Source organism: Actinophytocola oryzae (assembly GCF_004364325.1).
GTDB lineage: Bacteria > Actinomycetota > Actinomycetes > Mycobacteriales > Pseudonocardiaceae > Actinophytocola > Actinophytocola oryzae.
In genome coordinates this window covers 906,230-931,349 of record NZ_SOCP01000001.1, presented here as the reverse complement: position 1 = coordinate 931,349, position 25,120 = coordinate 906,230, and the positions used below count along the sequence as shown (strand labels likewise).

Genomic DNA, 25,120 nt, shown 5'->3' with positions numbered 1-25,120 from the left:
GCGGCGGGTGGACGTCAGGGGCCGGCACCAGCCGGTGGCGGGCTGGTGCCGGGGAGGACCAGCCCGCTGTGGTAGGCGACGGCGATGGCCTGTGCGCGGTCACGCAGGCCGAGTTTCATCAGGATGCGGCTGAGGTGGGTCTTCACGGTGGCCTCGCCGACGAAGAGGTGGGCGGCGACCTCGCAGTTGGACATCCCGTGTGCGACGAGCGTCAGGACCTCGCGTTCGCGGGTGGTCAGGTCGGCCAGTTCGGTCGGGGTGGGCAGCCCGGAGTCGGGGCGGGAAGCGAACTCCCGGATCAGTCCTTTGGTGACACTCGGGTCGAGCCACGCTTCGCCGGAGGCCACGGCCCGGACCGCGTCGACCAGCTCCCGAGGGGCGGCGTCCTTCAGCAGGAAGCCCGAGGCGCCTGCCCGAAGCGCGGCGTACACGGCCTCGTCGACGTGGTAGGTCGTCAGCATGATGATCTTGGTGGTGGGGTCGGCCGTGGCCATGTCGGCGGCGACGATGCGCCGGGTGGCCTCGACGCCGTCCATCCCCGGCATCCGGACGTCCATCAGCACCACGTCGGGCCGGATCGTGGCGACCAGGGCCACGGCGTCCGAGCCCGTGCCGACCTCCGCGATGACCTCGATGTCGGGCTCGACGCCCAGGAGCATGGCCAGACCGGCGCGCACGAGGGGCTGGTCGTCGACCAGCATGACGCGGATCATCGCGGCTCCGCCGCGTCGGCGTGCAGTGCCGGAGTGAGCAGGGGGTCGGGTTCGGTCACGGGAAGCTCGGCGGTGAGCCGGAAGCCGCCGCCGGGCAGCGCGCCCGCGTCGAGGCGGCCACCCACGATGTCCAGCCGTTCCCGCAGTCCGGGGAGTCCGTTGTGAGTGGACAGTGGCGAGCGGGCCGGTGTGTCGCCCTGTCCGTCGTCGGTGACCGTCACGGTGAGGACGTCGGGGGCCCAGACGAGTGCGACCTCGACGTCGGCACCGGGGCCGACGTGCTTGGTGACGTTGGTCAGTGCCTCCTGCACGATCCGGTAGACGGCCAGTTCGACGCTGGCCGCGACGGTGGCGGGTTCGCCGTCGACCCGGGTGCGGACGTGGACGCCGGTCGCGCGGATGGTGTCGATCAGGTGGGGCAGGTGCGCGAGGCCGGGCTGCGGCTCGCTGGCGACGGCGTTCGGTGTCGGGTCCTGGTCGTGGGTGCCGCCACGTAGTGCGGTCAGCATCCGACGCAGCTCGCCCATCGCCTGCTCACCGGCCTGTTCGATGTGGCCGAGCGCCTGTCGCGCCCTGGCCGGGTCGGTGTCGAGGACCCGGTGCGCGCCTGCCGCCTGCAGCATCATGACGGTGACCGAGTGCGCGACGATGTCGTGCAGCTCACGGGCGATCCTGGTGCGTTCGCTCAGCACGGCGTGCTTGCGGCTCAACCGCATCCACCGGCCGACCGCCCAGCTGCTGGCGTACAGCAGCAGGTGGAACGCGTAGATACCGAAGAAGACCAGCGTCTGTTTCTCCGGCGGTTTCGAGCCGGCCTCCTGGAGCGAGGACACCAGCCCGAGCACGGCGCAGGCGAACAGCGCGCTCGCCGAGACCCTACCCCGGCTGGTCAGCGCCACGGTGAACAACGCGACGCAGGGCAACAGGATCGGCCCGTAGACCAGGCCGTTCATCGCCAGCGCGACCAGTGCGCCGGCCCAGACCACGCCGAACACGGCGACCGGGTACCTGCGCCGTACCAGCAGGGCCACGAAGCCGCACAGGGCGAAGGCAACGGCGAGCCACTTGTCCGCGGCCGGTGTCGTGTTCCCGGTGATCGTGGAGAACAGGAACAGGTCCAGCGCGGCAGCCGACGCCGCGAGCGCGACGTCGGCCGTGATCGCACGGGCAGCACCGCTTCGCGGCCGTCCGGCAGTCATGTGCCGCGGGTCGTCTTGCAGATGTCGAGTGGTGGGCAGACCACGTGGTCCACGTTCGCCGGCGGTGCCGCGTGGACGCGTGGTTTGCGCTGTGTCCGTTCCACCTCCGGCATCTCGCGGAGCACGGTCTGGGTCAGTGCGTCCCGCAAACCGGGCTCGACGGCCCCCACGGTCTCCAGCGCCGCCCACAGGTCGCCGTCGTGTTGGTTGAGGGCGGCGTCCAGCTCGACGTCGACGACCGGGCCGACCGCCGGCCTGTGGCGGGAGGCGTTGGCCAGGTCGATGACCGCGAACTCGCCTGTTCCCTTGCTGGGCCTGGTGAACGCCCGCTGCACCCTCTCGACGGCGAGGCGCTCGACGCGGCCACCCTTGCCAAGTGGCAGTGGTACCACCAGCACCTCGATCCCCTCGGCCTCCTGGATCGCCTCCGGTGACAGCGACTGGACGAGCACCTGGTCGGATCTCACCAGCACGCCGGTGGCCAGATGCCCCTCCCAGGGCTTGTCCTCGAAGCCGGACGCCTGGATCGACACCACCACTCGTGTGTCCGAACTCGACATGTCCCCTCCTGTTGTGTGATCGAGAAATATCGCAGGGACAAGGAGACCACCCCCGACGCCGATCATCGTCAGACCCCAGGGTTATCTTGAGACTACTACCCGGGCGTTACCTCGAATGGGTGGCAGTTCGCGAAACAGGCCCGAACCGCCACCCGTTCCAGTGAACGCGGACTCGTATCTGGCTCTGCCAGGTGGCTTCCGACTCCGGGCGAGGCCGGTCGAGTCGTAGTCCTCATCGGACAGTCACATTTTCGGGGGAGCCGGGAAATCCGGCTCCGGGCCGATGAACCGGACTGCCTCATTCGGTGAGCATTGTCGTCGAAATCAGTGCTCGACCGGACTCACGGAGGCCACGGTGTCCATGGGAGCCCTTGTTCACGACCAGAGTCTCGCTCTGTCCGAGTGGGACATGACCCGCCTGCGGTCCCGTCCCGCGGGACAGCAGCCGCCGTGGCCGGAGGAACGTGCCCGCGAGCTGCGAACCCGCCTCGCCGGGCTGGCCGGGCTGGTGACGACCGACGAGGTGGCCCGGCTTCGCAAGGTGCTCGCCGAGGTCGCGGCAGGCAGGCGGCTGGTGGTCCAGGCCGGTGACTGCGCCGAGCCGTTCGCCGAGTGCACCCCGCCCCGCGTGGCACGCAAGGTGGCTCTGCTCTACCGGCTGGCCGCCGCGCTGACCGCGACGACGGACCTTCCCGTGGTCCGCGTCGGCCGGCTGGCCGGGCAGTTCGCCAAGCCGCGGTCCCGTCCCACCGAGACGGTCGACGGCGTGGTCCTGCCCGTGTACCGCGGCGACCTGGTGAACGACCCGAGCCCGGCCGCCGCCGCCCGCCGGGCCGAGCCGGCCCGGCTGTTGACCGGCTACTACGCCGCCCGCACGGCCACCGAGTACCTCCGCGAACACGCGCCCGAGGTGTGGACCAGCCACGAGGCCCTGGTGCTCGACTACGAGATCCCACTGCTGCGCCGCGACGGCTCGGGGCTGCTGCTCGGCTCCACCCACTGGCCGTGGCTGGGCGACCGCACCAGGGACCTCGATGGGGCGCACGTCGCACTGCTCGCGTCGGTGGTCAACCCCGTGGCGTGCAAGGTCGGTCCGGGCATCGAGGTCGACCAGCTCCTGGCGTTGTGCGAACGGCTGGACCCGCACCGCGAACCCGGCAGGCTCACGCTCGTGGCCAGGCTGGGCGCCGACCGGGTGGCCACCCGGCTGCCTGCTCTGGTCGCCGCCGTCGGGTCGGCGGGTCACCCCGTGATCTGGCTGTGCGATCCCATGCACGGCAACACGGTCACCGGCCCGGACGGCCGCAAGACCAGGGTGGTCGACACGATCCTGCGCGAGACCGCCGAGTTCCAGGCCGCCGTGCGGGCCGTGGGCGGCGTGTCGGGTGGGCTGCACCTGGAGACCACCCCGGACCCGGTCGGCGAATGCGTCTGGGAGGACGCACCGACGGGCCGTTTCACCAGCCTGTGCGACCCGAGGCTCAACCCTGGCCAGGCTCTGGCCGTCGTGCGCTCCTGGGCCGCGGCCACCACGATCCGAGAGGAGAAGTCCATTGCATAGCAAGGAGATTCCCCGGCCCACCGGCACGCTCCCGATCATCGCCGAGCACCCGGCCGAGGCTCGTGAGCTGCTCGGCACCGTCAGGTACGGCGCCGAGGGCGGCCCGCCGCGCTGGGAACACGACCGCCCGGTGCTGCCACTGCACATGACCGGCGCAGGCGACCGCGAGGTCGTCGAGTCGTGGCCTGCCATGGGCCCGGTGCGCACCGGTGAGCACCGGGGACTGCTGTTCGCCCACGACGGCGCGGTCCTGTTCGCCGCGGGCCACATTGGACCGTCCCGGACCTGCCGCGACGATGCCGAACGTGCCTACCGGGCCGCGTTCGAGCTGGTCGAGGCCCTCGAGTACCCGCACGTGTTCCGCATGTGGAACACGATCGCAGGCATCACCGACCGCACGGCGGCGGGCACGGAGGTCTACGCCGACTTCTGCGCAGGACGCGCCCAGGCGTTCGAGAACGCCGGACGCGTGGACATGGCCGCCGCGACCGGGATCGGCGCGCTGGGCGGCGGCGCCTCGTTCTACTTCCTGGCGCACCGGTCCCGCACGACCGTCCACCTCGAGAACCCCCTGCAGACACCGTCCTCCGAGTACCCCGCCCGGTATGGACCGCGACCGCCCCGGTTCGCCAGGGCGACCTACCTGGCGCCTGGCAGGGACGGCGAGCGTGGCCGCGTGTACGTGTCCGGCACCGCGAGCATCCTGGACCACCGGACCGTCCACAGTGGAGAGGTGGCGGCCCAGACGCAGGTGACCCTGGCCAACATCGCCGTCCTGATCGGTGCGGAGAACCTGACCCGGCACGGGATCGACGAGCGGTTCGGGCTGGAGGACCTGCGCGCCGTCAAGGTCTACGTCAAGCGTCGGGAGGACCTGCCGGTTGTCGCGGAGCTGTGCGGCGAGTCGTTCGGCGCCCGGACGGACATCGCCTACTTCGTCGTCGACGTCTGCCGCCGGGACCTCCTCGTCGAGATCGAGGGCATCACGTCATGACCACACCGAAGAACCCTGGAGGAGCAGCCATGCAGAACACCTCGACCACGATCCTGGCGGAGCCCCGGACGATCCGCATCCTCGTCGTGACCGACGGCGAGGCCAGCTTCGACCGGGCCGACTTCGGCCTCGTCACCCTGCTCGACACGCTGGCCACCCCACCGGGGCCGTGGGTCCGGTTCGACGTGACCAGGGCACACCGGGAGCGCAACCTGCCCGCGCAGTCCGCCCAGATCCCGGAGTTCCGGTTCGACCAGCACGACTGACCGCCTACGACCAGATCTGGATGTTCGGCGTGGCCCGCTCCACCCGGGCACCGCTCACCGAGCCGGAGCTGCGGGCCGTCGCCCAGTTCATGGACGGCGGCGGGGGCGTGTTCGCCACCGGCGACCACGAGGACCTCGGGGCCTCGATGTGCGGCGGGGTGCCGAGGGTGCGCAGCATGCGCAAGTGGCACTGGCCGCGGCCGGGCCCGAACGGCGAGCCGGTCGCCCCGTCCATCGGCGGACCGGACCGGCTGGACACGCTGTCGGCGGGGCACGACCCGCTGTTCCAGCTCAACGACCAGTCCGACGACATCCCCCAGACGATCACGCCCCGGATGTACGCGACGTCCAGCTCACCGAAGTGGGCGCACCAGGCCTACCCGCACCCGCTGCTCTGCGGCCCGCGCGGGGTCATCCGGGTGCTGCCCGACCACCCGCACGAGGGTGAGTGCTACGTCCCCGACGACCTGGCGAAGACCTTCACCTACGACGGGTACGACGTGACCGAGTACCCCGGCGGTGTCGCCCCCGAGATAGTGGCGTGGTCGACCGTCGCGGCGCGGCCTGCCGACCAGGACCCGCGCAAGGGCAGGCTCAACGCCACGACCTTCGGCGCGATCGGCGCCTACGACGGTCACCTGGCCGGCGTCGGCCGGGTCGCGGTGGACGCCACCTGGCACCACTTCTTCAACGTCAACCTGGTCGGCGACCCGCTGGCGCCGGAGGACCCGATCAAGAGCGTCGGGTTCGCCGCCTCCGAGTCCGGCCGTGCCGCGCTGGCGGACATCAGGTCGTACTACCGCAACCTGGCCGTCTGGCTGGCCAGGCCGGTCAGCCAGCGGACCATGTGGTGGCAGGCGGTCTGGGCCGCGCGCTGGCACCACCGGGTGTCGATGGACCTGCGGCCGGCACTGTTCGGCGGGCCGGACGACCTGGATCTCGTCGAGCTGCTGCGCGTCGGCGCGGAGGCACGCGAGGTGCTGGCCACCACCGTCACCAGGGCCGACGCGCTCCAGTGGGCGGGCAGGCACGGCATCGGCTCGGTGGACCCGGAGCTGTGGGAGTCGCTGCGGCCGCAGCTCGACCCGTGGCGGCAGCGGGCGGCGGGCGACCCCGAGCAGACGGGGCACCTGCCGAACCTGACGACGTCGCTGCTGCCGGAGACGGTGCTGGACGCGGTGGTCGGCGCGGTCGTGTACGCACTCGCCGCCCGGTTCCCCGACCCGACCCAGGAGGCCCGCGACCAGCTCGCCGAGCTGGACTGGCCGGCCGAGGTGCGCCCACACCTCGACCGAGCCCTGGACCTGGTGGCCGAACAGCTGCTCGGCACCGACGGGCAGCTGCGGGCACTCGGCGACGCGCTCGTGACCGCCCGGCGCGGCGAGCGGTAAGGGGCGAAACCATGACGGTGAACGGCATCGAGACGAGCGACGGCACGGCCACGCCGACTGTCCGGCACCGGGTCGCGGCGCCACGGTCGTCGGCCGCCGTGCACTGGCTGCTCGACCACAGCGCGCCGATCCTGCGGGTGACGGTCGGTGTGGTGTTCGTGTGGTTCGGCGCGCTGAAGATCACCGGCTACTCGCCGGTGAACGACCTGGTGGCCGCCACTGTGCCGTTCCTGCCCGCCTCCTGGCTCGTGCCGGCGCTCGGCGTGTTCGAGGTGCTGGCCGGCACGGCACTGGTCACCGGCATCAGGGTCGGGCTGGTGACGGCGTTGACCACGCTGCACCTGCTCGGCACGTTCCTGGTCCTGGCCATCCGACCGGAGGCCTCGTTCCGGAACGGCAACCCGCTGCTGCTGACCACGCAGGGCGAGTTCGTGGTGAAGAACCTGGTGCTCGTCGCCGCCGGGTTCGTGATCGCCCAGCACCACCGACGACGGACGGGCTGAACCCGGGGCGGCGGCCGGCAGCGGCCGCCGCCCTCCACCAGAAGGGAACACGCACATGACAGGACACCAGCAGTCGCCGATCAACCTGGGGAACGCGTTCGCCGTTCCCGAGCTGCGCACGGCCCTGGTGATCGACTGGCCGTCCGGACCACAGGCGTTCACGCCGAGCCGCGGCGGACACGGCTACCGGTACGCCCCGGACTCCGACAAGAACACGATCCGCGTCGACGGCGAGATCTACACGCTGTCCGACGTGCACTTCCACCGGCCGAGCGAGCACTGGGTCGACGGCGAGCGGCGTGCGGCCGAGATGCACGCGGTACACCACCGGGTCACCGACGGAATCCGCCGGTGCGTCATCGCCGTGTTCCTCGATCTCGGCACCGGACACGACGATCCGGCGGACCCGCCGACACCGGTGTCCATCGACCTCGCGGGGCTGCTCCCCGGGCCGGGAGACCGCACGCACTACCGCTACGAGGGCTCCCTCACCACTCCCGGCTACGACGAGAACGTCAGCTGGGTCGTCATGAAGCGGACCGTGACCGTCAGGGCGGGCGACCTGGCGGCGCTCGTCCGCCACCACGCCGACGGCGCCAGGGACCCCCAACCGCTCAACCGGCGTTTCGTGCTCACCGACGCCTAGTCAGGCCGGTCGGCGTTCTACCGGTTCCACCCGCGGCAGTTCGACGGCGTCATGCCCACGCACCCAGCGCCGGTCGCGGTGGGGTTGGCCGCGGCGTCGGTGTCGCGCAGGCCGCGGCTCCGCGCGTGGGTGGAGGACGTCCTGGTCGCGCTCGGCACCACGGCGATGGCCCTGTTCGCGTTCGGTGGGGCGGTCGGGATCATGATGATGGGAACGGCGTTGGACAGCTCGTCGGTCACCGGCGAGACCATGTTCTCGATGTTCCTGCCGAGCATCCCCATCGCGATCGCCGCGAACGTCCCCACCGAGCCGCCTCGACCTCGCCGATGCCGAGCGGTCCACGACCCTGTTGACCGCCGCCGAACGCGCCGAGTTCGCGGGCGCCTTCCACGTCGACGACCCGCGCTGGATCCTCGACCTGGTGATCTTCGCGGTCCTCCTGGCCGCGGCGTACCTGTCCCCGGTGCGGGAGGTCCGGCGGATGTCGCACTAGGCGGGATCGTCAGGCCGGTGGTGGCCGCCCAGCTCGGTGGTCAGCTCGCGTGCGGTGTCGACGACGACGCGCAGTTCGGGCGCGTCGTCGGACATCGACAGGGTGTTGTCCGGGCCGACGATGGCGAGGGTGGCGCAGATGCCGTACTCGTCGAAGACCGGGGCGGCCACCGCCACGACACCGGGGGTGCTCATCGCCGAGCAGTAGCCGACCGCGCGGACGCGTTCGACGTCGGCACGCAGCTCGTCCCTGGCCTGGCCGGGCAGGGTCGCCATCAACCGCTCCATGGCCAGTTGGTCGGTGTGGTAGGCGAGGAAGATCTTGCACTGCGCGGTGTCCATCGGCAGGTGGCTGCCCACCCGCACGGACACGACGACGATCGTGGACGTGTTCTCCTCGACCCGGGACACCACCGGGCCCGTGAGGCCCCAGAGGCTCAGCACCACGCTGGTCTGCGTGGCACGCGAGAGCGCCCGCATGTGCCGGGAGGCGAGGTTGACGACCCGGCGGCGACCGATGGCGAACGCACCGAGCTGCAGCAGCAGCCCTCCCGGCACGTAGCCGCCCTCGGCGCTGCGTTCGAGCAGGCCCGCGGCGACGAGGGACGTGCAGTACCGGTAGGCGGTGGTGCGGTTGAGGTTGAGCCGCTCGGCGACCATGTTCGCCGTCACCTCGGGGGTGGCCGGGTCGAACAGCGACAGGATCTGGCTGACCCGGCTCACGGCCTGGATGTCGGCCTGGTCGCCGCGTTCCGCGTCCGGCGACCGGGTCGATCTGGTCACGAGAGCCTCCGCCGACGGTGTTCCGGCCCGAAAGCCGTGTTCACTTCGTGAACATGCTCGTCAGGCTACCCGAAACCGGGCGGCGCGCTCGGTCCGCTCACCCCAGCGCGATGCCGACGATGCCGCCCAGCACGATCGCGGCACCCACCAGCCTGCGCGCCGGGTTCGGCTCGGCGAGGACGCGCCACGCGATCAGGCTGCCGATCACGATGCTCAGTTCCCGCACGGGCGCGACCACACTAACCGGGGTGGTCCGCATCGTGAACAGCACCAACAGGTACGCCAGCGGCGAGAGCACCGCGACGGTCAGCACCTCACGCCGGTACCGGCCCCACAGCCTGGCGATCTCCGGTTTCCTGGCGAGTGCGTACGGGGCGAGCAGCACGCTCTGGAACACGCTGCCCGCGGCGAAGTACAGGATCGGTGGCATCCCGACGGCGTTGACCGAGTGGGCGTCCCACACGGTGTAGCCGGCGATCATCGCGCCGGTGAGCACGCCGTAGACCACGCTCGCGAGCATGGGCCTGCCCGAGTGGTTGCGGCCGGCGCTGATCACGCACACGCCCACCACGACCGCGGCGGCGCCCAGCATGCCGAGCACGCCGGGCCGCTCGCCGAGGAACAGCACCGCGGCGACCACCGACAGCAGCGGCCCGGTGCCCCTGGCCAGCGGGTACACCACCGACATGTCCCCGACGGCGTAGCCGCGCTGGAGCAGGACGCCGTAGCCGACGTGGAGCATGGCCGTGCCGACCGAGGCGAGGAGCCACCACCACTGCGGCCGGGCCCCGTCGACGACCAGCTCCCCGACCGCGATCGGCACGCACAGCACCGCCGACACCGAGTAGTAGAGCCAGACGAACACCGCGCCGCCCCCGTCGACCCGCTTCGCCGCGAAGTTCCACACCGCGTGCGTGACCGAGGCGATCAGCAGCAGCGTGATGGCGAGCGGGTGCATGAGGACCTTTCGTGAAACTAAATTTCCTAATCATGTTATCATCGGAAACGTGGTTTCCTCCGTGCGGACCGACATCCCCGGCGGCCTGCACGCCACGGTCGCGGCCGTGCTGCCGGGCCTGCGGCCGAGCGACGCGAAGGTGATGCGCCTCGTGCTGGCCGACCCGGCGTTCGCGCGGTCGGCCACGACGGACGAGCTGGCCGCACGCGCCGAGGTCTCACCGGCGACCGTCGTCCGCGCCGCCCGCGCGGCGGGCTTCGAGGGCTTCGGCGACCTCAAGCGCGCGCTGGTGCGCGACCTCGCCACACAGCCGGGCGCCGCACCCCCCGAGCAGCTGACCGAGACGTCCACGGTGAGCGAGATCAGCGAGCTGGTCCTGACCAGCCACGCCGCCGGCATCCGCGCGACCGGCGCGACGCTGCACCCCGCGGCCCTGGACAACGCCGTGTCGCTGCTGGCGCCCGCGCGCTCGATCCTCGTGTTCGGCGTGGGCACCTCGGCCGCGCCCGCCGCCGACGCGGCCTACCGGTGGACGGCCATCGGCTGCCGCGCCGGCGCGCCGCACGACTCGCGGACCGCCCAGCTCCAGGCACGGCAGCTGCGACCGGGCGAGCCGCTGGTGGCGATCAGCCACAGTGGACGAAGCGTCGAGACGCTCGCGGTGGTCGACGCCGCCAGGACGGCCGGGGCGTCGGTCCTGGCGATCACGAGCTTCGCCTCGTCGCCGCTCGCGGACCGCGCCGACGTGGTGCTCGTCGCCGGTGGTCCGGACCTCGGGCTGCAGATGGCGCCGTCGAGCAGCCGCCTCGCCCACCTCGCCGTCGTCGACATCCTGCACGCGGCCATCAGCTTCGCCGACCTGCCCAGGGCCCGGCACGCCCTCCGCATCGCCACGGAGATCTCCGAGGCGGGCAGCCGGTCGCGATGACAGGAGGCGAGCGCTTTCCCGCATAGTGGATCTCGGGGCTGCGTCCTGCCCCGACCCACTACCCTTCCGCATCGGTGCCGGATTCCGGGCACCTGCGGCGAAGGCGAGGGAGTCGCTGATGCGACACGTGCTCAGGGGCGCGGTGCTGTTCCTGCTGCTGTTGACGGTCGTGCCCGCGCAGGCGAGCGCCGCGGCCGCGCAGGACACCGGGCAACCCGTGGTCCGGGTCGGCACCGAGGGGACGTATCCACCGTTCTCCTTCCACGACCCGAAGACAGCGGAGCTGACCGGCTACGACATCGAGGTGATCAAGGCGATCGCCGTCGAGGCCGGGTGGAAGCTGGAGTTCGTCGAGACGCAGTGGGACGCGATCTTCCCCGCGCTGGACGCCGAACGGATCGACGTCATCGCCAACCAGGTGTCGGTCAACGACGAGCGCAAGGCCAGGTACGGCCTGTCGGACACCTACACCTACTCCCACGGCGTGATCGTGCGGCGCAAGGGTGACGACAGCATCAAGACGCTCGCCGACCTCAAGGGCAGGACCACCGCGCAGTCGGCCACCAGCAACTGGGCCCAGGTCGCCCGCGACGCCGGGGCGAACGTCGAGGCGGTCGAGGGTTTCGCGCAGGCCGCGGCACTGCTCGCGCAGGGCAGGGTCGACGCGATCGTCAACGACAACATCGCCGTGCTCGACTACCTGGCCAGCACCGGTTCCGACGACGTCGAGATCGCCGGGAACGCGGGCGAGGAGGTCAGCGAGCAGGTCCTCGCGTTCCGCAGGACCGACACGGCACTGCTCGACACGGCGAACAAGGCCATCACGGCGCTGCGGGACGACGGGACGCTGGACAAGATCTCGCAGAAGTACTTCAAGGCCAACGTCTCGGTGCCCGACGGCGGCACCGCGGACCTCTCGGAGGGCCGAGGGGCACGCAGCACGTGGGAGGTGATGGGCGACACCGCGTGGCCGATGTTCGTCGGCCTGGTCAAGGTGACGATCCCGCTGACCGTCGTGAGCTTCGCGATCGGCCTGGTGCTCGCGCTGCTTGTCGCACTGGCGCGGATCTCCTCCTACCGGGTTCTCTCGGGGCTGGCCAGGGCGTTCATCTCGATCATCCGGGGCACCCCGCTGCTGCTGCAGCTGTTCATCGTCTTCTACGGCCTGCCGCAGGTAGGGCTGAAGTTCAACCCGTTCACGGCGGCCGTCATCGCGTTCAGCCTCAACGTGGCGGGCTACGCGGCGGAGGTCGTGCGGTCGGCGATCCTCGCGGTGCCGAAGGGCCAGTGGGAGGCGGCGTCGACGGTCGGGCTCGACTATCCCCTGACACTGCGCCGGATCGTGCTGCCCCAGGCGGCGAGGACGGCGGTGCCGCCGCTGTCCAACACGCTGCTGTCGCTGCTGAAGGACACGTCACTGGGGTCGGTGGTGCTGCTGACGGAGCTGTTCCGCGAGTCGCAGCTCGCGGCGGCCGAGAGCAACGAGTTCCTCGCCCTGTACGCGTTCGCGGGGCTGTACTACTGGGTGATCTGCGTCGGGCTCTCCGCCGCGCAGAAACGACTGGAGACCCGACTGGACAGGTATGTGGCCAAATGACTGACACCGCAGAGCAGAACCCGGAACCCGCCCGCATCCGCGTGCACGGGCTCGAGAAGTCCTTCGGCGACCAGAAGGTGCTGCGGGGCATCGACTTCGAGTCGCGGCGCGGGACCTCGACCGTCCTGTTGGGACCCTCCGGCTCCGGCAAGACGACGGTGCTGCGCTCGCTCAACGTGCTGGACACGCCCGACCGGGGTGTCATCGGCATCGACGACGTCGAGGTCGACTTCGCCACCCTGCCCGCCGGCAAGGCGGGGCGCAGGGAGAGCAACCGGCTGCGTGCGCAGAGCGGGATGGTGTTCCAGGCCCACAACCTCTTCCCGCACCGGACGGTCCTGGAGAACATCGTCGAGGGACCGGTCGTCGCCCAGGGGCGTCCGCGCGAGGAGGCCGTCGCCGACGCGCGGGTCCTGCTCGACCAGGTGGGGCTCGGCGACCGAGGGGACGCCTACCCGTTCCAGCTCTCCGGCGGGCAGCAGCAGCGGGTGGGCATCGCCCGGGCCCTGGCGCTGAAGCCACGCGTGGTGCTGTTCGACGAGCCGACGTCGGCACTGGACCCGGAGCTGGTCGGCGAGGTGCTGGCGGTGATCAAGGACCTCGCCACCCAGGACTGGACCACGGTGATCGTGACCCACGAGATTCGCTTCGCCGAGCAGGTGGCCGACCACGTCCTGTTCCTGGACGGCGGTGTGATCGTCGAACAGGGCCCGAGCGCCCAGGTGATCGGCGACCCGGTCGAGGACCGAACCCGACGCTTCCTCAAACGGATCCTGGACCCCGGCTGACCCAGGCCGACCCCCGGCTGACCCCGGTGCACTGAAGGACGCCTTCGTAACGCTGGGCGTACTGAAGGCGTCCTTCAGTACGTTGGGCCGGTGGGTGAGGCCCGGCCCGGTGTACTGAAGGCGTCCTTCAGTGCGGCCACAGGTCGCGGACGGCCTTCCTGTTGACCTTGCCGACGCTGGTGAGCGGCACGGCGTCGAGCACGCGCACCTCCCGCGGGTACTTGTACTTCGCCAGGCGGGCCCTGGCGAACTCGACCAGCTCGGCGCCTGTCGTGTCGGCGCCCGGCGCGAGCTTGACGACCGCGACCACCTCCTCGCCACGCTCCGGGTCTGGCCTCCCCACGCACGCCGCCGCCTGCACGGCCGGGTGCCCGAGCAGCACGTCCTCGACGTCACGTGGGAAGACGTTGAAGCCGCCCCGGATGATCAGGTCCTTCATCCGGTCGACGACGTAGAGGAACCCGTCCTCGTCGAGGCGGCCGACGTCGCCGGTGTGCAGCCAGCCATCCCTGACGGTCTGGGCGGTCAGCTCCGGGTCGTTCCAGTAGCCGAGCATCACCCCGTGGCCCCGGACGCAGATCTCGCCCTGCTCCCCCACCGGCACCGGCTTGCCGTCCGGGTCGAGGATGGCCACCTCCGCGTGCGGCACCGGCTTGCCGACGCTGCCCGACCGGTGGTCGGTGGTCGTCTCGGCCGACACCACCGCGCTGGACTCCGTGCAGCCGTAGCCCTCCAGGATGGTCACCCCGAACGCCTTCTCCGCCTTCTCCCGCACGCTGGGCGGCAGCGTGGCGCCGCCGGAGCCGAACGACTGCAGCGACGACAGGTCGTAGTCGGCGATCGGCTGGGCGAGCAGCAGCTGGAGCATGGCGGGGACGACCGCGCTGGACTCCAGCCTGTGCTCGGCGACGAGCGTCAGCCAGCCGACCGGGTCGAACCAGCGTTGCAGCACCGAGACGTGCCTGCGGTCCGAGTGGAACGCGGCGATCGTGATGTTGAGGCCGTAGGCGTGCGAGAGCGGCAGGGGCAGCAGCGACCGGGTCGAGGTCATCGTCCTGGCGATCAGGTCCATGCCCCGGCCCGCCTCCCACAGCCCGCGATGGCTCAGCATGACGCCCTTCGCCCGGCCGGTCGTGCCGCCCGTGTAGAGCAGGCCCGCGAGGTCGTCGTCGGCGCGCGGCTCGATCCCGGCGGGCTCGCCGCTCTCCAGTGCGGAGAACGGGGTGGTGCCCTCCGGCGCGCCGTCGCCGACCACGAACGTCGTGATGTCCAGCCCTTCCGCGGCGCCCCCGAACAGACCCACCAGCTCCGAGCTGACGATCGCGGCCGTCGCACCGGAGTCGGTCAGGATGTGGCGCAGCTCCGGCGCGGTCTGCAGGAAGATCACCGGAGTCACCACGGCACCCGCACGCCAGATCGCCCGGTAGGAGATGAACACCTCCGGCGTGTTCATCATCAGCACGACCACCCGGTCCCCCGGCGCCACACCGTGTGCGCGCAGGCCGCCCGCGACCCTGGCCGAACGCTCGTGGAGCTCCCCCGACGTCAGCCACCTGCCCTCGAAGAACAGCGACTCGTAGTCGCCGAGACGGTCGAAGGCCCGCTCCGCCAGGACGGCGAGGTTGTGCTCGCCTGGACTCACGACGTCATCGCCAGACGGGCTACCTCGTCGTAGGCGGCCACGTCGTCGCCGAGCAGGAACCGGTCCACCTTGGCCCTGCGCCAGTACAGGTGCGCGTCGTGCTCCCACGTGAACCCGATGCCGCCGTGCACCTGGACCACCGTCTCGGCCGCGTGCTCCAGGGTGGTGGCCGAGGCGGCCTTGGCGGCTGCCGAGGCCAGCCGCAGCTCGTCCGGCGCGTGGTCGGCGGCCCACGCCGCCCACCAGACCAGCGAGCGGAGCTGCTCGACCTCCACGTACACGTCGACCAGCATGTGCTTGACCGCCTGGTAGGAGCCGATGGCACGGCCGAAGGCGTGCCGCTCCTTCGCGTACGCCACGCCGATCTCCAGGATGCGGGCGGCGGCGCCGAGGCCCTCGGCGGCGAGGATCGTCCGGCCGACACGCTCGGCCCGCGACCACAGCTCGGTCGCGTCCGGCACCAGGACCGAGGTCTCCCCCAGGGTGACGTCGCCGAGGCCGCGGGTCGCGTCGATCGGCTCGCGGGCCGTGACGGTGCCCGGCCCGCAGACCAGCGCGCCGTCGCGCAGCGCGAGGAACGTGTCGGCGCCGACGGCGTCGAGGACGGGACCGCTGTCGACGACCGCCACCGCCACGTCGCCCCCGACGAGTTCGGCCGACCGGGGATCGCCGCCGAGCAGCACCGCCGCCCGTGCGTAGCTCACCAGCGACGGGCCCGCGAGCACGCGGCCGGCCTGCTCGGCCACGACGGCGAGGTCCAGGACGCTGCCGCCGCCCCCGCCTGCGCTCTCGGGGACCGTGATCGTCGCGAAGCCGCTCTTGACCAGCTCCGCGCGGCCCGGCTGGACGCCGGCGCCCTCGTCGAGCGACGCCCTGGCCGCGGCCGGTGAGGCGGAGGCCGACAGGAAGTCGCGCGCGGCGTCGGCCAGGTCCAGGTGGTGCTGGTCCAGGTCGAAGTTCATGGCCTCGTCCTCTCGCTGGTGGCGGCGAGACTCTCCCGGAAGGTGACGCCCTTGTCGGCGCGCGGCTCGGCGGGCAGCCCGAGGACGCGCTCGCCGATGATGTTGCGCAGCACCTGGTCGGTGCCGCCCGCGATGGCCATGCCGGGCAGGCCTGCCTGCAGCTCCTGCCAGCCGACGCCGTCGCCCGACGACGCGACGCGTGCGTCGTCCCCGAGCACCCGCACCGCGAGGTCGGCGAAGTCGCGTGCCGTCCTGGTGCCGGAGAGCTTGCCCGCCGACGCCTCCGGGCCGGGGAACTCGCCGCGGCTGAGCTTCGAGAGCTGGCGGTAGCCGGTGTACCGGCTGCCGAGCGCGGCGACGTAGGCCCGGCCCAGCGTCTGGCGGGCCAGCACCTGCCGGTCGGGCGACAGCGCGTCGAGATGCCCCGCCACGTGCCTGGCCACGGCCTCCGGGCTGGGGCCGATGCCGGTGCCGCCGCCACCCAGCGACAGGCGCTCGCTCATCAGCGTCGTCAGCGCGACCCGCCAGCCGTCGCCGACGTCACCGAGGCGCTCGGTGTCGGGAATGACCACGTCGTCGAAGAAGACCTCGTTGAAGTCCGCGCCGCCGCTCATCTGCCGCAGCGGGCGCACCGTGACACCCCTGGCCTTCATGTCGACGACGAACATGGTGAGCCCCCGGTGCTTGGGCACGTCCGGGTCGGTCCTCGTGAGCAGGATGCCGTAGTCGGACAGCTGGGCGCGGGTCGTCCAGACCTTCTGGCCGTCGACGCGCCAGGTCTCGTTGCCGTCGCGGACCGCCCTCGTGCGCAGCCCGGCCAGGTCGCTGCCCGCGGCGGGCTCGCTGAACAGCTGGCACCAGACGTCGTCCGCGCGGAGCAGCCGCCTGAGGTAGCGGTTCTTCTGGTCGTCGCTGCCGTGCACGATCACGGTCGGGCCGCACATGCCGATGCCGATGAGGTTGATCAACGGAGGCAGGTCGAGCCTGGCCGTCTCCTGGTCGATGATCGCCTGCTGCATCGGCGTGCCGCCGCGGCCGCCCGCCTCGACGGGCCACGTGACGCCGACGAAACCGGCGTCGTAGAGGGTGGCCTGCCTGGCCCTGGCCCTGGCCGTGTCCAGGTCGCGGGAGCCGAGCTCGTCGCGGTGCTGCTCGAGGAACGAGCGCACCTCCGCCCGCCAGGCGGCCTCTTCCGGGGTGTCGTCGAAGTCCATGCTCAGTTCCTGGTGAGAGTGATGGGGAGGCCGTCCTTGGGGAACGGCAGCGAGTGGTTGTCCATCGGCGGGACGTAGCCCGGGTCGACGCTCCAGTGGTACTCGCGCAACAGCCGGTGCATGATCGCCTTGACCTCCAGTCCCGCGAAGTACATCCCGATGCACTTGTGGACGCCACCGCCGAACGGCTCCCATGCGAACCGGTGCGACCTGTCCTCGCGGCGTTCCGGCGAGAACCGCTCGGGGTCGAAGGCCGTCGGGTTCGTCCAGTAGTCCTCCATGAGGTGGGTGAACTGGATGCCCAGCGCGACGCCGGTGTCCTCCGGGATGCGGACGCCCTGAACGACAGTCTCCTTGACGGTGTGGCGCACCACCACCGGAACGGGCGCGCGCAGCCGCAGCGCCTCGCGCATCACCAGGTCGAGGGAGACGAGCCCTTCCAGCTCGGCCACCGACGGCGCCGGGCCGAGCGCGAGTGCCTCGGTGCGGCAGCGCTCCTGCCAGACGGGGTGCTGGCCGAGGTACTGCAGCATCGTCGAGGTGGTGATCGTCGAGGTGTCGTGCGCGGCCATCATCAGGAAGACCATGTGATTGATGACGTCGTCGTCGCCGAACCGGTCGCCGTCGTCGGTCTCGATGTGGCAGAGCACGGAGAAGATGTCGTCGGTCTGGGTCGCGCGCTTGGCGGGCAGGTAGTGGCGGAGGAACGACTCGAGCACCCCGCGGCCCCGGTAGGCCCGGCCCCACCTGGTGAACGGCACGTTCGCGCGGATGATCCCCGCGGCGGCCTGGACGCACGCGATGAACGACCTGTTGACCCGGTCCATCTCGGCCTGGCTGGTGTCGCGGGCGCCGCCCATGAACAGATCGGCGGCGATGTCCAGTGTCAGCTGCTTGAGCCGCCAGTGGGCAGGGAACTCCTCGTCGGCGGTCCAGGTCGCCATGCCCTGCTCGATGGCGGGGTGCAGCCGGCGGGTGTAGGCCTCCAGCCGTGGCCGGACGAAGGCCTCCTGCATGATCCGGCGGTGGCCGTGGTGCTCGTCGAAGTCGATGAGCATGAGGCCGCGGTTGAAGAAGGGGCCGACGAGCTGCGACCACGCCGGTCCGTTGGCGAACGCCTTGTCCTTGTTCTGCAACGCCTCGCCGCACGCGTCGGGCCCGAGGAGCATCGCGGCGTCCCTGCCGACCGTGCGGAAGGGGGCGACGGGGCCGTAACGCTCCCAGTGGTGCCGGTAGAGGCCGACCGGGTCCTTGGCGTACTCCAGGAGCTGGCCGACGAAGGGCAGGCCGCGGTCGTCGCGGCGCAGTGTGGGGATGGGCCGCGGTGCCGACCTGTTGTCACGCGGTTCCCGAACCTCGGCCGTCATTGGCTCTCCTCCGCGCTGGTGTGGCAGCGGTCACCCCCAGCCTGATTCAGGAAGAGCGTCCTGTCAACCTTGTCTGCCGCGAGGGCTGTGGCATGGTGAGCACCATGGCCGTGCAGTCAGGGGTCTACCGGGGCGTCAGCGCCGTCGAGCGTGCCGCCGCGCGCCGGGTCAGGCTGGTCGACGCCGCGCTCGCGGTGTGGGCCGACCCGGACACCCGCACCACGATGACGGCCGTGTGTGCCGAGGCAGGCCTGTCCGAGCGCTACTTCTACGAGAGCTTCTCCGGGCTCGACGCACTGCTCGAGGCGGTGATGAACGAGATAGCCGCCGAGATCGAGGAGACCAGCAGACACGCGGCCGAGCAGGCGGGCGAGGAGCCGGAAGCACGGGTGCGTGCGTCGATCGGCGCGTTCGTGGGCCTGTTGATCGAGGATCCCCGCAAGGGCCGGGTCGCCATCGTGGAGTCCGTCGCCGTGCCGAAGCTGCGACAGCGCAGGACCGACCTGCTCCGGCACCTGGCCCACCAGGCGGCGATCGAGACCCGCGAATGGCTCGGTTCCTCGGGCCGCAGCGAGAACGAGGACGAGACCGCGGGCCTGCTCTTCATCGGCGGCATGGCCGAACTGGTCACCGCGTGGCTGGACGGCACCCTCACGGCCACGGCCGACGAGATCGTCGACGCCGCGTCCCGCGCGCTGCTCGGTCTGTACCGCTGAGTCAGGTACGCAGGTAGGACGCCCCGTTGAGGTCCAGGATCGCGCCGGAGGACCAGGTCGCGCCCGGTGAGGCGAGGTAGGTGACCGCGGCGGCGACCTCCTCCGGGGTTGCCACCCTGCCGAACGGGCTCTGCGCACGGATGTCCGCGCCCTGCTGACCACTGAGCACGTCCGCGACACGTTCGGTCTCGACGAACCCGGGGGCCACCGACGCCACCACGATGCCGTGCGGCGCGAGCGACACGGCCAGCGACTGCCCCATCGCGTGCAGGGCCGCCTTGCTCGCCCCGTAGGCGGGATAGTCGGGCTCGCCCCGGAAGGCACCGCGCGAGCCGACGTTCACGATGCGGCCCGCGCGGCCGGTGTCGATCATGTGCCGGGCCGCGCAGTAGCTCACGTTCGCCGCCGCCAGCACGTTCACCGCGAACGTCTCCCGCCACGCCTCCTGCCAGTCCGCATAGGACGTCTCGGCCAGGGGGTGCCGGATCATGGCCGCCGCGTTGTTCACCACCACGTCAAGGCCGCCCAGCGCGGCGACAGCCTCGGCGACCACCGACCCGGCCCGCGCCGGATCGGTCAGGTCACCGCCGATCACGACGTGTCCCTCGCCAGGCAGCGCGGCCACGGTCGCCTCCGCGGCCGCCGCACTGGTCGAGTAGTGCACGGCCACCCGGTCGCCCTGTTCGGCGAACGCCGTGGCGACGGCACGTCCGATGCCCTGCGCGGCACCGGTGACGACCACTCCTCGCGACATCACGCCACCACCAGCGCTGTCGCCGACACCTCGACCGCCATGCCGACCAGGTCGCACGGCAGGATCACCCGCGCCGGGAACGGGTCGCCCAGGAACTCGCGGTAGACCTCGTCGAAGGCCGCGCGGTCGCCGAGGTCGCGCAGGTACACCGTGACCATCGTCGCGTTCCGCAGTGACGTGCCGGCCGCACGAGCCACGGCCTCCAGGTTGGTCAGCACCTGCCGTGCCTGGACGTCGAACGGCGCCTCGGTGAGCCTGGTGCCGTCCGGCAGGCGCGGGGTCTGTCCGGACAGGAACACGAAGCCGCCCGCGACGACCGCCTGCGAGTAGCTGCCTGCCGGCGCGGGCGCGTCCTCTGTGTGCACCCGGCGCCTGCCGTCGCTTTCCGACTGTGTCACGGTTTCCCCTGAGCGGAAGGAATGGTGGTCCACTCCGAACCTACCGTGTGCCGGGCACCGCGGGGGTGTGAGCTCCGCGGCGCCCGAGCACGGTCAGGGCATCGTCCACCGCTGGTTCGCGGCGCCGGTGCACGGCGCGATGACCAGCTGTGTGCCGTCGGCGGTGCCGCCGCTCTGCGGGGTCAGGCACTTGCCCGACTGCGGGTTGCGCAGCGTGCCGTCGGACTGGGCCGTCCAGCTCTGCGCGCCGCTCCCGTTGCAGGTCCACAGCTGCACACGGGTGTTGTCGGCGGTCGCGCCACCCGCGACGTCCATGCACTTGCCCAGCGCCACCAGCGTCGAGCCGGACACCGTCCAGATCTGCGCACCGGTCTGGTTGCACGTGTAGAGCTGGATCTTGGTGCCGTCCGCGGTGCCGGAGCCCGAGATGTCGACGCACTTGCCGCTGCCGGTGATCGGCCCGACCCCCGGGTTCGGGTTGGTGCCGCCCAGCTCCTTGATCCGGACGGACCGGAACGACACGTCGTCACCCGTGCCGTGGTTCTGGATGCCGACGTAGCCGGAGGTGAGCGACCTGGCCGGGACGGTGTTGGTGAAGTCGTTGATCTTGACACCGTTGAGGAACACCTGCAGGTGCTCCCCTTCCACCAGCAGCTCGTAGGTGTTCCACTCCCCCGGCGGGTTGAGCGCCGCGTCCCTCGCCGCGATGTCGGCCGACTTGAAGCCGTACACCGAACCGGTCGTGCGGTCGGCCGTGTCGGTCGCGTCGATCTGGATCTCGTAGCCGTTGTTCACGGCCGAGTTCGGGTCGGTGCTCGACGGGAACCCGATGAACACCCCGGAGTTGTCGTCACCGGCCATCCGCCAGTCCAGCTTCAGCGAGTAAGATCGGAACTCCTTGGTGCTGTACCAGAACAGGCCCATGCCGCCGACCGACGTCAGGGTGGCGTCCGAGTTCGTGAAGTTGCCGGGGCCCGCCTGCGACCAGCCGGCCGTGGAACCGTTGTACAGGCTGGTGTAGCCGGTCTCCGGGCGGCAGTCGGCCTTCGACCTGCCTGCCGTGTAACGGAGTCCGCCCAGCAGCATCGAGCGGAACGCCGGATCGGCGTAGCTCTCCTGGGTGTGGCCGTTGCCGGTGTAGAACGACCGGCCGCCCTGGTAGGCCTTGCACCACGTGTGCGGGTGGTCGGCGCCCATCGTGCCGCCGGAGTAGGTCGACTCGTCCAGAGTGGCCAGTACCCGCGCGCTGCTTCTCGGGTTGGTGCGGTAGTTGTACAGCTCGTCGGTACGGACCCAGGTCTGGCCGAGGTGTGCGGTCGCCGCGTGCGCGCGGTTCTCCACCCGTTCGGTGACCTGCTGGATCGCCGGGTGCGACGAGAACCAGGCGCCGACCAGCTCGCCGTAGAACGGCCAGTCGTACTCGGTGTCGGCTGCCGCGTGCACGCCCAGGTACCCGTGTCCGCCCCGGATGTAGGACTCGAACGCGGTCTGCTGGGCGGCGTTGAGCACGTCACCGGTGGTGTTGAGGAACACGACCGTCTCGTACTGCGCGAGGTTGCTCGTCGTGAACGCGCCCGCGTCCTCGGTGGCGGTCACCGTGAAGTTGTTGGCGGCGCCCAGTTCCCGGATGGTCTGGATCCCGATCGGGATCGCGTCGTGGCGGAAGCCCGCGGTCTTGGAGAACACCAGCACGTCGTAGGGGGCGTCCGCCGCGCTGGCGGTCGGGCCGTTGGTACCGGCCATGATCGTCGCGGTGGCGGCGGCCACCGCGAGCACCGAGCGAACGGTGTGTCTCATGTCGTTTCCTCTCACGGGAGGGTGAAGCGCTGGGTGGCGGCGGTGGTGCAGGTGGCGATGACCAGCTGGGTGCCGTCCGCCGTGCCGTTGCCGGACGGGGTCAGGCACTTGCCCGACTGCGGGTTGCGCAGTGTGCCGTCCGCGTTGGCCGCCCAGTTCTGCGCGCCCGAGTTGTTGCAGGTGTAGAGCTGCACGAGGGTGCCGTCCGCGGTGCCGCCGCCCTGGATGTCCATGCACTTGCCGAGTGCGCGAAGGGTGGCGCCGTTGACCGTCCACGACTGCGCCGCGGTGTTGTTGCACGTGTACAGCTGGATCTTCGTGCCGTCCGCGGTGCCGGCGCCGGAGATGTCGACGCACTTGCCGCTGCCCCGGATCGGGCCCTGGCCGCCTGCCGCCGTCTTCGAGAAGGTGAAGGCGTCCATGTCGAACAACGCCCCCGTGCCGCCGGAGAAGGTCAGGTACAGCGTCGTCGTGCCTGCCGGCACGTTGCCGAGGTTCGTCGCCACGTCGGTGAACGTCTCCCAGCCGCCGGTGTTCGGCACCGCCATCGTGCCGAGCACGGTGCCGGTCGCCGAGCCGGACCGCACGGTGAGCGTGCCGCCGACGCCGCCGGAGGACACCCGCGCCGAGACCCGGGCGATGCCGGCGAGCGCGTACGGCTGGAACGCGATCCAGTCGCCGTTGTCGATGTCGCCGACGGTCTTGCCGCCCTCCGCCTCGGCCTTGGTGATCTGGGTGGTGCCCGACTGGCTGCTGTAGTGCTCGGCCTGCCGGTGCGCGGGCTGCAACCTGTTCTGCGAGTGGGTGGTCAGCGCGGGCTGGCCGCCTCCGCCGTTGTCGGTGTACTCGGCGTCGAACACCGCGTACAGGTTCGCGGCGGTGTCGTGCTCACCGTCGACCGGGACGGTCATCGTGCCGGAGCAGCCGTTCTTCGACGTGATCGGGTGGCCGTGGCTGTCGTGGCCGAGGATGTAGGTCAGCTTCACCCTGGCGCAGTCGATCGCGCCGTCCTCGGGGTCGGACACGGTGATCGTGTAGGGCACGGTGTCACCGAAGTTGAACGTCGACCCGTTCGCCGGTGTCGTGAGGGTGACCGACGGCGCGGTGTTCCCCACGGTGATCACGACGGTGGCGTTGCCGGTGCGGCCACCCGAGTCGGTGACCGTCAGCGTCGCCGTGCGTTGTCCGTTGGTGGTGTAGGTCTTCGTCGGGTTGGCCGCGGTGGACGTGGTGCCGTCACCGAAGTTCCACAGGTAGCCGAGCGCGCCGCCCTCCGGGTCGGACGAGCCCGCCGAGGAGAAGTTCACGGTCAGCGGCGCGGTGCCGGAGGTCCGGTTCGCGCTCGCCGCCGCGGTCGGTGCCTGGTTGCCCGCCGGGTTGTACTCGATGCGGTACAGGGCCGAGTTGGCGTCGCCGCCGAAGTTGCCGGTGCCGTAGTCCAGCACGTACAGCGCGCCGTCCGGGCCGAAGGCCATGTCCATGACCTGGGTGCCGGTCCACGGGAACGTGTCGATCTGGCCCGCGCTGCCGTCGCTGTTGACGTGCGCGGTGCGCAGCCACCTGCGGCCGTACTCGCCGAGGAAGACGTGCCCGTCCATGACGGCGGGGAACTTCACCGACGAGTTCAGGTTCGCGTCGTAGTGGTAGACGGGGCCGCCCATCGGCGACTCCGACCCGCAGCCGAACGCGGCGACCGAGCAGTTGTCGTACTTGATCCACGCCGGCCGCACGGGCGGCAGGGTGGTCAGGCCGGTGTTGTTGGGCGAGTTGTTGGTCGGGCCGCCCGCGCAGTTGTAGCGCGCGCCGGAGGGGCCGGACGGGAACGTGAACTCGTTGTAGGTCTCGGCGGTCGTGGCCGACCCGGTGCAGTAGGGCCAGCCGTAGTTGCCGGCGGAGGTGATCCGGTTGAACTCGACCTGCCCGCCGGGGCCGCGGTTCGCGTCGGCGGCACCCGCGTCCGGGCCGTAGTCGCCGAGGTAGACCGCGCCGGTCGCCTTGTCCACGCTCATCCGGAACGGGTTGCGGAAGCCCATCGCGTAGATCTCGGGGCGGGTCCTCGCGGTGCCTGGCGCGAACAGGTTGCCCGACGGGATCGAGTACGAGCCGTTCGCGTTCACCTTGATGCGCAACACCTTGCCGCGCAGGTCGTTCGTGTTGCCCGCGCTGCGCTGGGCGTCGAAGGCAGGGTTGCGGCCGCTGCGCTCGTCGAGCGGCGAGAAGCCGCCGGAGTCGAACGGGTTGGAGTCGTCGCCCGTGGTCAGGTAGAGGTTGCCCGCGGCGTCGAAGTCGATGTCCCCGCCGACGTGGCAGCAGATGCCCCGACTGGCGGGCACGTCGAGGACGGTGACCTGGCTGGCCGTGTTGAGGGTGTTGTCGGCGTTGAGGGTGAAGCGGGACAACCGGTTCACGCCGTTCCACGCGGAGAAGTCCGTGCCGCTCGCGGGTGCGTCGCCCGCCGGGGTGGACAGCGGTGGCGCGTAGTAGAGGTAGATGAACCGGTTGGTGGCGAAGCCGGGGTCGACGCCGACGCCCTGCAGGCCCTCCTCGTCGTGCGAGTAGACCGACAGCGTGCCGATCACCGTCGTGGTGCCGTTCGCGTCGGTGCGCCGCAGCTCGCCGTTGCGGGACGTGTGCAGGACCGAGCGGTCCGGCAGCACCGCGAGCGACATCGGCTCACCCATCTCGCCCACACCCTTGGCCAGCTCTACCTGTTGGTAGTCGGCGGCGTTGACGGGGTGGGCCTGGGCGGGGGTGGTGGCAAGGATGGTCACCGCGCTGGTGGCAACCAGCAGTCCGGCGCAGGCGGCAGCGCGCCACCTCGGGGTACTTCGCATGGTGGGTCCCGTTCCGTGGTCTTGATGGCAGGGGAGGAGCGTGACTTTGTGAGCTGG

Annotated in this window: 25 protein-coding genes; 11 read left to right on the top strand and 14 right to left on the bottom strand. The window is 71.2% G+C overall.

The features are described from left to right. Positions 1-14: 14 nt before the first annotated feature. From CLV71_RS03965 to CLV71_RS03955, 3 genes are read right to left on the bottom strand one after another with little or no spacing between them, the layout of a single operon-like run. Positions 15-713 carry a response regulator gene (locus CLV71_RS03965; protein ID WP_133901142.1) on the bottom strand — a complete coding sequence of 233 codons (699 nt, stop codon included), beginning with the start codon at positions 711-713 and terminating at the stop codon, positions 15-17. Continuing rightward, positions 710-1,912 carry a sensor histidine kinase gene (locus CLV71_RS03960; RefSeq protein ID WP_133901141.1) on the bottom strand — a complete coding sequence of 401 codons (1,203 nt, stop codon included), beginning with the start codon at positions 1,910-1,912 and terminating at the stop codon, positions 710-712. The genes CLV71_RS03965 and CLV71_RS03960 overlap by 4 nt, the downstream gene beginning before the upstream one ends. Continuing rightward, entirely contained in the window at positions 1,909-2,472 is a 564-nt protein-coding gene (locus CLV71_RS03955) for a hypothetical protein (RefSeq protein WP_133901140.1), read from the bottom strand. The genes CLV71_RS03960 and CLV71_RS03955 overlap by 4 nt, the downstream gene beginning before the upstream one ends. A 361-nt stretch (positions 2,473-2,833) precedes the next feature. Between CLV71_RS03955 and CLV71_RS03950 the strand changes: the two genes are divergently transcribed. The 6 genes from CLV71_RS03950 to CLV71_RS03925 are packed head-to-tail and all read left to right on the top strand — an operon-like array spanning position 2,834 to position 7,833. Further along, a complete protein-coding gene (locus tag CLV71_RS03950) occupies positions 2,834-4,033 on the top strand; it encodes a 3-deoxy-7-phosphoheptulonate synthase (RefSeq protein WP_133901139.1) in 1,200 nt (399 codons plus the stop codon). Then, positions 4,026-5,027 (top strand): FkbO/Hyg5 family chorismatase, encoded by a 1,002-nt coding sequence (locus CLV71_RS03945; RefSeq protein ID WP_166663916.1) that lies wholly within the window; start codon positions 4,026-4,028, stop codon positions 5,025-5,027. Before CLV71_RS03950 ends, CLV71_RS03945 begins: the two co-directional genes overlap by 8 nt. 29 nt (positions 5,028-5,056) lie before the next feature. Beyond that, positions 5,057-5,293 carry a hypothetical protein gene (locus CLV71_RS03940; RefSeq protein ID WP_133901137.1) on the top strand — a complete coding sequence of 79 codons (237 nt, stop codon included), beginning with the start codon at positions 5,057-5,059 and terminating at the stop codon, positions 5,291-5,293. Positions 5,294-5,322: 29 nt separating this feature from the next. Next, positions 5,323-6,684 (top strand): hypothetical protein, encoded by a 1,362-nt coding sequence (locus CLV71_RS03935; protein WP_133901136.1) that lies wholly within the window; start codon positions 5,323-5,325, stop codon positions 6,682-6,684. An 11-nt stretch (positions 6,685-6,695) separates the two neighbouring features. After that, complete coding sequence (locus CLV71_RS03930) at positions 6,696-7,187, top strand: DoxX family protein (RefSeq protein ID WP_133901135.1); 492 nt, start codon at positions 6,696-6,698, stop codon at positions 7,185-7,187. Between the two features lie 55 nt (positions 7,188-7,242). Beyond that, positions 7,243-7,833, top strand: coding sequence for a carbonic anhydrase family protein (locus tag CLV71_RS03925; protein WP_133901134.1), 591 nt, complete (start codon positions 7,243-7,245; stop codon positions 7,831-7,833). Positions 7,834-7,850: 17 nt separating this feature from the next. On the opposite strand, the gene CLV71_RS03920 is transcribed toward CLV71_RS03925, so the two are convergent. Then, complete coding sequence (locus CLV71_RS03920) at positions 7,851-8,138, bottom strand: hypothetical protein (protein WP_133901133.1); 288 nt, start codon at positions 8,136-8,138, stop codon at positions 7,851-7,853. Positions 8,139-8,182: 44 nt separating this feature from the next. Here CLV71_RS03920 and CLV71_RS47465 point away from each other — a divergent pair, with 44 nt between their 5' ends. After that, a complete protein-coding gene (locus tag CLV71_RS47465; protein WP_166663915.1) occupies positions 8,183-8,326 on the top strand; it encodes a hypothetical protein in 144 nt (47 codons plus the stop codon). Here the strand turns inward: CLV71_RS47465 and CLV71_RS03915 are convergent. Together CLV71_RS03915 and CLV71_RS03910 are read right to left on the bottom strand one after the other, a co-directional pair. Further along, positions 8,323-9,108: an IclR family transcriptional regulator gene (locus tag CLV71_RS03915; RefSeq protein WP_133901132.1), complete on the bottom strand. Its 786-nt coding sequence runs from the start codon at positions 9,106-9,108 to the stop codon at positions 8,323-8,325. The two genes, CLV71_RS47465 and CLV71_RS03915, sit on opposite strands and share 4 nt — an antisense overlap. A gap of 97 nt (positions 9,109-9,205) precedes the next feature. After that, positions 9,206-10,066, bottom strand: a complete 861-nt coding sequence (locus CLV71_RS03910; RefSeq protein WP_133901131.1) for a DMT family transporter — start codon at positions 10,064-10,066, stop codon at positions 9,206-9,208. 49 nt (positions 10,067-10,115) lie between these two features. Here CLV71_RS03910 and CLV71_RS03905 point away from each other — a divergent pair, with 49 nt between their 5' ends. The 3 genes from CLV71_RS03905 (at position 10,116) to CLV71_RS03895 (ending at position 13,379) form a co-directional block, all read left to right on the top strand. Beyond that, on the top strand, positions 10,116-10,994 hold the full coding sequence (locus CLV71_RS03905) for a MurR/RpiR family transcriptional regulator (protein ID WP_208297359.1): 879 nt from the start codon (positions 10,116-10,118) through the stop codon (positions 10,992-10,994). A 118-nt stretch (positions 10,995-11,112) separates the two neighbouring features. Next, positions 11,113-12,591 (top strand): ABC transporter substrate-binding protein/permease, encoded by a 1,479-nt coding sequence (locus CLV71_RS03900; RefSeq protein WP_133901130.1) that lies wholly within the window; start codon positions 11,113-11,115, stop codon positions 12,589-12,591. Beyond that, the gene (locus CLV71_RS03895) at positions 12,588-13,379 is read left to right on the top strand and encodes an amino acid ABC transporter ATP-binding protein (RefSeq protein WP_133901129.1); all 792 of its coding nucleotides are present in this window, start codon (positions 12,588-12,590) and stop codon (positions 13,377-13,379) included. The genes CLV71_RS03900 and CLV71_RS03895 overlap by 4 nt, the downstream gene beginning before the upstream one ends. A 127-nt stretch (positions 13,380-13,506) precedes the next feature. On the opposite strand, the gene CLV71_RS03890 is transcribed toward CLV71_RS03895, so the two are convergent. Genes CLV71_RS03890 through CLV71_RS03875 form a run of 4 tightly spaced genes read right to left on the bottom strand, consistent with a single transcriptional unit; the run spans position 13,507 to position 18,564 of the window. Further along, complete coding sequence (locus CLV71_RS03890; RefSeq protein ID WP_133901128.1) at positions 13,507-15,021, bottom strand: class I adenylate-forming enzyme family protein; 1,515 nt, start codon at positions 15,019-15,021, stop codon at positions 13,507-13,509. Beyond that, positions 15,018-15,983, bottom strand: a complete 966-nt coding sequence (locus CLV71_RS03885; RefSeq protein ID WP_133901127.1) for an acyl-CoA dehydrogenase family protein — start codon at positions 15,981-15,983, stop codon at positions 15,018-15,020. The genes CLV71_RS03890 and CLV71_RS03885 overlap by 4 nt, the downstream gene beginning before the upstream one ends. Continuing rightward, entirely contained in the window at positions 15,980-17,197 is a 1,218-nt protein-coding gene (locus CLV71_RS03880) for an acyl-CoA dehydrogenase family protein (RefSeq protein WP_133901126.1), read from the bottom strand. The genes CLV71_RS03885 and CLV71_RS03880 overlap by 4 nt, the downstream gene beginning before the upstream one ends. Before the next feature lie 2 nt (positions 17,198-17,199). Then, positions 17,200-18,564 (bottom strand): cytochrome P450, encoded by a 1,365-nt coding sequence (locus CLV71_RS03875; protein ID WP_133901125.1) that lies wholly within the window; start codon positions 18,562-18,564, stop codon positions 17,200-17,202. Positions 18,565-18,668: 104 nt separating this feature from the next. On the opposite strand from CLV71_RS03875, the gene CLV71_RS03870 reads away from it, so the two are divergent. Further along, positions 18,669-19,280, top strand: coding sequence for a TetR/AcrR family transcriptional regulator (locus tag CLV71_RS03870; RefSeq protein ID WP_133901124.1), 612 nt, complete (start codon positions 18,669-18,671; stop codon positions 19,278-19,280). A gap of 1 nt (position 19,281) precedes the next feature. On the opposite strand, the gene CLV71_RS03865 is transcribed toward CLV71_RS03870, so the two are convergent. The 4 genes from CLV71_RS03865 to CLV71_RS03850 all read right to left on the bottom strand — a co-directional run bounded on the left by CLV71_RS03865 (position 19,282) and on the right by CLV71_RS03850 (position 25,063). Beyond that, positions 19,282-20,034 (bottom strand): SDR family NAD(P)-dependent oxidoreductase, encoded by a 753-nt coding sequence (locus CLV71_RS03865; RefSeq protein WP_133901123.1) that lies wholly within the window; start codon positions 20,032-20,034, stop codon positions 19,282-19,284. Beyond that, complete coding sequence (locus tag CLV71_RS03860; protein WP_208297358.1) at positions 20,034-20,432, bottom strand: RidA family protein; 399 nt, start codon at positions 20,430-20,432, stop codon at positions 20,034-20,036. The genes CLV71_RS03865 and CLV71_RS03860 overlap by 1 nt, the downstream gene beginning before the upstream one ends. Positions 20,433-20,525: 93 nt before the next feature. Continuing rightward, positions 20,526-22,229 (bottom strand): ThuA domain-containing protein, encoded by a 1,704-nt coding sequence (locus tag CLV71_RS03855; protein WP_133901122.1) that lies wholly within the window; start codon positions 22,227-22,229, stop codon positions 20,526-20,528. An 11-nt stretch (positions 22,230-22,240) separates the two neighbouring features. Further along, a complete protein-coding gene (locus CLV71_RS03850) occupies positions 22,241-25,063 on the bottom strand; it encodes a PQQ-dependent sugar dehydrogenase (RefSeq protein WP_133901121.1) in 2,823 nt (940 codons plus the stop codon). Between the last annotated feature and the right edge of the window lie 57 nt (positions 25,064-25,120).

Bases quoted from the DNA above. Each gene is read 5' to 3' on its own strand.
- CLV71_RS03965 (WP_133901142.1), bottom strand. From the start codon at position 713: ATGATCCGCGTCATGCTGGTCGACGACCAGCCCCTCGTGCGCGCCGGT.
- CLV71_RS03960 (WP_133901141.1), bottom strand. From the start codon at position 1,912: ATGACTGCCGGACGGCCGCGAAGCGGTGCTGCCCGTGCGATCACGGCC.
- CLV71_RS03955 (WP_133901140.1), bottom strand. From the start codon at position 2,472: ATGTCGAGTTCGGACACACGAGTGGTGGTGTCGATCCAGGCGTCCGGC.
- CLV71_RS03950 (WP_133901139.1), top strand. From the start codon at position 2,834: ATGGGAGCCCTTGTTCACGACCAGAGTCTCGCTCTGTCCGAGTGGGAC.
- CLV71_RS03940 (WP_133901137.1), top strand. From the start codon at position 5,057: ATGCAGAACACCTCGACCACGATCCTGGCGGAGCCCCGGACGATCCGC.
- CLV71_RS03930 (WP_133901135.1), top strand. From the start codon at position 6,696: ATGACGGTGAACGGCATCGAGACGAGCGACGGCACGGCCACGCCGACT.
- CLV71_RS03925 (WP_133901134.1), top strand. From the start codon at position 7,243: ATGACAGGACACCAGCAGTCGCCGATCAACCTGGGGAACGCGTTCGCC.
- CLV71_RS03910 (WP_133901131.1), bottom strand. From the start codon at position 10,066: ATGCACCCGCTCGCCATCACGCTGCTGCTGATCGCCTCGGTCACGCAC.
- CLV71_RS03900 (WP_133901130.1), top strand. From the start codon at position 11,113: ATGCGACACGTGCTCAGGGGCGCGGTGCTGTTCCTGCTGCTGTTGACG.
- CLV71_RS03895 (WP_133901129.1), top strand. From the start codon at position 12,588: ATGACTGACACCGCAGAGCAGAACCCGGAACCCGCCCGCATCCGCGTG.
- CLV71_RS03885 (WP_133901127.1), bottom strand. From the start codon at position 15,983: ATGAACTTCGACCTGGACCAGCACCACCTGGACCTGGCCGACGCCGCG.
- CLV71_RS03880 (WP_133901126.1), bottom strand. From the start codon at position 17,197: ATGGACTTCGACGACACCCCGGAAGAGGCCGCCTGGCGGGCGGAGGTG.
- CLV71_RS03875 (WP_133901125.1), bottom strand. From the start codon at position 18,564: ATGACGGCCGAGGTTCGGGAACCGCGTGACAACAGGTCGGCACCGCGG.
- CLV71_RS03870 (WP_133901124.1), top strand. From the start codon at position 18,669: ATGGCCGTGCAGTCAGGGGTCTACCGGGGCGTCAGCGCCGTCGAGCGT.
- CLV71_RS03865 (WP_133901123.1), bottom strand. From the start codon at position 20,034: ATGTCGCGAGGAGTGGTCGTCACCGGTGCCGCGCAGGGCATCGGACGT.
- CLV71_RS03855 (WP_133901122.1), bottom strand. From the start codon at position 22,229: ATGAGACACACCGTTCGCTCGGTGCTCGCGGTGGCCGCCGCCACCGCG.
- CLV71_RS03850 (WP_133901121.1), bottom strand. From the start codon at position 25,063: ATGCGAAGTACCCCGAGGTGGCGCGCTGCCGCCTGCGCCGGACTGCTG.